Source organism: Flectobacillus sp. (assembly GCF_049240685.1).
In the GTDB taxonomy this organism is placed as follows: domain Bacteria; phylum Bacteroidota; class Bacteroidia; order Cytophagales; family Spirosomataceae; genus Flectobacillus.
In genome coordinates this window covers 1-1,438 of sequence record NZ_JBMLSD010000109.1, presented here as the reverse complement: position 1 = coordinate 1,438, position 1,438 = coordinate 1, and the positions used below count along the sequence as shown (strand labels likewise).

At 35.7% G+C, this 1,438-nt stretch carries 1 protein-coding gene; it reads right to left on the bottom strand.

The genetic code is table 11. The features are described from left to right. Positions 1-17: 17 nt before the first annotated feature. Positions 18-1,241, bottom strand: coding sequence for a transposase (locus tag ACOVQ4_RS04880; protein WP_421819533.1), 1,224 nt, complete (start codon positions 1,239-1,241; stop codon positions 18-20). Between the last annotated feature and the right edge of the window lie 197 nt (positions 1,242-1,438).

Genomic DNA, 1,438 nt, shown 5'->3' with positions numbered 1-1,438 from the left:
CAATATGTTCGCCAAGTTTAAATATGAATAGCCTCTAATCTGGCGATATTAAGGAATAAAGGGCTATTTAAAAATTCATCAGGGTCAAAACTGTTATTATTTAAAAGTATTTGAGCGTATTTCTGGGTTCGAAAGACTGCTTTTAAGTCAATTAAACCCATGTTCGGACAGTTTAGTTTCTGTTTGTATTTTTCCAAGATTAGTTTCGAGATGACCGTCATCGAAAAAGCTAAATTGGTGGCATTTGTAACTTGTGTCTGTTTATAATTTTTGAAATCAGCTAGTCCAAAATATTGCTTGGCGTCCCGAAAGTCAAACTCAATTTGAAATCTGAGAGAATAAAATTTGATAATTGTTGTGGCATTGAGTTCCATATCATTTGTAAAAAGTATGGTTCTTGACTTTTTCTTTGTGATTTGGTGGGTATGAATCATCACCACTACGTTGAGTAGTTTTCCAATGATTTTCGGGGTGTAGGCCTGAAACTGATAGACCTTAGTTTTGACATTTGAATCCTTGTCGTCAATTTCTTTGACAAAGAATTTGGCAAATTTGGAATCTGAATCAACCTTCTCGCCTTTGACTTGAGGTCTGCCTTTAGATTTTTGCTTTCCGTCAAAAGGTAAAATTAAATGAGCGTTAGTTTTGAATTTTGATATGATTTGCAATTGGTATTCGAGGGCAAGTAGCAAATAGTCTTCGTGACCATAAAAACCATCGAGCACTAAATGTAAACATTTCAAGTCGGGCAAAAGGGATTTTAATGAACTGGTAATCAAGCACAACAAGCATTTCAAAATTTGATATGAACCACTTTGTGGCTCGGTTTTGGGCTTGTTTTTGGCCCCTTTTGGTCGTCCTTTTGGCTTTTTAGAAGAAGCCTCTTTTGGGGAAGATACCTCTTCTTTGTCTTTACGTTTGAGCGTACCTATGAGCTGTTGGCTTCCTAAAACATAAGAAGTCTCGCTTTCAACATCAATGATAGAAATCACCAAAAAGCTAACTGATTTAATGACGCTTTTTGCTAATGATGAGTAGAACAAGCCAATACCATAAGTGCTTTTACCTGCCTTGGCTTTAACAGTTTCATCAGCAGCCAATAAATATTGTCTATCTTTTTGATAAACCAATTTGAAGAGAAGTATATTGACCACCTGCCACTTAACCTCTTTTAGGGCATAGAAACGTTGTACTGTCCGATAGCTCAAAGAACTGAATCGTGACACTGATAAGGTTGTCACTGAATTTGATAATCCTAAAATGCTTTCAATAATGATCGCAAAATGTTGTAAATTTGTCGTACTGAACTGTCCGTTCAATACGCTCAATAGTTTGGTGATAATTTGCACTTTTACAGGAGTATTGGTTTGTCAACTTCAATAACTCTCTGTGGAAGTGCTTTTATTTTATTTACCGCCTATTTTGGCGAACATATTGT